This is a genomic window from Candidatus Krumholzibacteriia bacterium, assembly GCA_035649275.1.
In the GTDB taxonomy this organism is placed as follows: Bacteria; Krumholzibacteriota; Krumholzibacteriia.
This window is the reverse complement of sequence record DASRJW010000023.1, coordinates 1-2566: the sequence shown is the minus strand read 5'-3', so window position 1 is coordinate 2566 and position 2566 is coordinate 1. Positions and strand designations below refer to the sequence as shown.

General features: G+C 66.4%; 3 protein-coding genes. 2 read left to right on the top strand and 1 reads right to left on the bottom strand.

What is annotated here, in order from left to right; genetic code table 11:
• Positions 1 to 783: 4Fe-4S binding protein (locus VFE28_01655; GenBank protein HZM14680.1), on the top strand; the 783-nt coding region annotated here is incomplete at its 5' end.
• A 49-nt stretch (positions 784 to 832) separates the two neighbouring features.
• Positions 833 to 1615 (top strand): SDR family NAD(P)-dependent oxidoreductase, encoded by a 783-nt coding sequence (locus tag VFE28_01650; GenBank protein HZM14679.1) that lies wholly within the window; start codon positions 833 to 835, stop codon positions 1613 to 1615.
• An 11-nt stretch (positions 1616 to 1626) separates the two neighbouring features.
• Here the strand turns inward: VFE28_01650 and VFE28_01645 are convergent.
• Positions 1627 to 2566, bottom strand: a 940-nt coding sequence (locus VFE28_01645; GenBank protein HZM14678.1) for a 6-bladed beta-propeller, incomplete at its 5' end; no start/stop codon positions are given.

Sequence of the window (2566 nt, the reverse complement as noted above, 5' to 3'; positions counted from 1 at the left end):
GGTTTTGTCCTCGCTTGGCCGCTCATGATCTACAACGTCTTCACCGATGCGCCACTCTGGGGTTGGTTGCTCCTGAGCGTGTTGCAAACGCTCGTCGCCATCCCGCTCCTGGTGTATTTCTTCGGCAAGGGCGCCTACTGCGGCTGGATCTGCTCGTGTGGGGCGCTGGCGGAGACGCTGGGGGATACGCAGCGCCACAAGATGCTGCACGGGCCGCGCTGGAATCGCCTCAACATGCTGGGACAGGGGATCCTGGCGCTCGCCATCCTGCTGCTCCTCCTCCGCATCGCTTGGTGGAACTGGCCGCAGAGCGCGTTTCTCCGTGCCGTGAACCTTGCGGCCAAGGACGGTAGCGGCGTCCCTGGCGCCCTGCACCTCTTGAGCTACAAATGGATCGTCGACGTTTTCCTGGCCGGCGTCCTGGGCTATGGCCTCTACTTCTGGTGCAGCGGCCGCATGTGGTGCCGGTTCGCCTGCCCGCTCGCGGCGCTCATGCACGTGTACGCCCGCTTCTCTCGCTTCCGCATCCTGGCGGAGAAGAAGAAGTGCATTTCCTGCAACGTCTGCACCTCCGTCTGTCATCAGGGCATCGACGTGATGAACTTCGCCAACAAGGGCCTGCCCATGGCCGACCCAGAGTGTGTGCGCTGCAGCGCCTGCGTGCAGAGCTGCCCGACCGGTGTCCTCACCTTCGGCCAGGTGGATCCCAAGACGGGAGCGGTGCTGCACCGCGACCGTCTCGCCGCTTCGCCGGTGCAGATGGCGGAGGGGAGCGGCGGCTGATCCTTCGCCCCAGCCCCGCCCGGACGGCGCTTGCGGTACACTGCCCCCCATGCTTTCCCTGCGCGATCGGCTCGTCTTCGTCACCGGTGCGAGCAGCGGCATCGGGCGTTCCTGCGCTCGCGCCTTCGCCGCCGAGGGGGCGCGGCTGCTCCTTGCGGCGCGGCGGCTCGAACGCCTACGCGAGCTCGCCCGCGAGCTCGAGGCGGCACATGGTACGGCCACGCATTGCGTGCAGATGGACGTGCGCGTGACGGCGCAGGTGGAGAGCGAGCTCGGCAAGCTGCCGGCGGCGTGGAAGGAGATCGACGTCCTGATCAACAACGCCGGTCTGTCCCGCGGCCTCGCCACCCTGCAGGAGGGAAGCACGGAAGACTGGGACGAGATGATCGACACCAACGTGAAGGGCTTGCTCTACGTGACGCGGGCGGTTCTACCGGGCATGCTGGAGCGGCAGCGCGGCCACGTGATCAACATCGGTTCCATTGCGGGGAGGGAGGTCTACAGCAAGGGCGGTGTCTACTGCGCCAGCAAGTATGCCGTGCGAGCGCTCACCCAGGCCCTCAGGGTGGACCTGCACGGCACGCCGATCCGGGTCAGCACCGTCGATCCTGGATTGGTGGAGACGGACTTCAGCAGCGTCCGTTTTCGGGGCGATGAGGAACGGGCGCGGAAGGTCTATGCGGACACCCGGCCGCTCACGCCGGAGGACGTGGCAGACGCGGTGCTTTTCTGCGCCACCCGACCTCCCCATGCCACGGTGGCGGAGCTGGTGCTCCTCGCCTCCGACCAGGCCACGGCCACGACGATCCTACGACGCACCCCGCCGCCCTAGAGAGGCCGGCGCTACTGCTTCTCGATGCGAAAACGGACGACGCGCTCGCCGTCATCGTCCGTGCGGACACCCCAGAGCTGCTGGCCGCGACGGAACAGAACCCTGGTGCTCCGAGGCATCTCGATGCTGCCGAGAAAAGCGCCCTCCGGCGCGAAGACGTCGAAGACCTGAGGTTCCCGCCACGGGAACAGGTGGCGCTTGTCACCGGGCGCGCGTGGAGGGACGTCTTGCTTCTCTGCCGCGACGTAGCGCTGCACCCAGATCCTCCCGTCGTCGCTGACGCAGAGACCCTTGAAAGCGGGTTTCCGCGCCGGGATGGTGTGGCTCACCGCGGGTTGGCCGCGTTCGAGACTGCGCTTGCGGAAGTATTCGTCCCAAGCGAGCCACTGGTCTCTTTCCTCGGGAAGGACCGCCACGGGTTCGTAGGGGTGCGTGATGTGACGGGGCGCGTCGGGCAAGCGCATCTCGAGGGAGTAGTTCTCGTTGTTCCCAACGACGAGGTACCCCAGGGGGCTCCAGGCCCAGAGCGTCGCGGGATGGAGGCTGCCCGTGTCGGCTTCCTCCTCGGGCAGTGAGATGCGCCCCAAGGTTTTGCCTGTGGGTGAAACCTGGAGCAAGAACTCTCGCCAGTCGTTCGACTGGCCGCCCGCCGGCTCGCGGGACCATAGATAGAGATTGCCCTCGACGTCATGATGCAGCATGTCGGAGGCGAACAGGCTGTTCGAGACGCGGAAGTTGTGGAGAGCGTCACCGTCCGGCTTGTAGATCGTGATCCGTTGGTTCCGCCCGTCATAGATCGCCAGGTTGCCGTTGGGCAGGACCGTCATGCCGAGGATGAGAAGGTACTCTCCAGGCGCCTCGCCCTTGCGGCCGATCGTGCGCACGAAGCGCCCGTCGGCGTCATAGGCGCGGAGGGTTTCGAGCTGGTCGTCGGCCACGTAGATCGAGCCC

Excerpts from the sequence above, each read along its gene's own strand:
- VFE28_01650 (HZM14679.1), top strand. The coding sequence starts at position 833 with ATGCTTTCCCTGCGCGATCGGCTCGTCTTCGTCACCGGTGCGAGCAGC.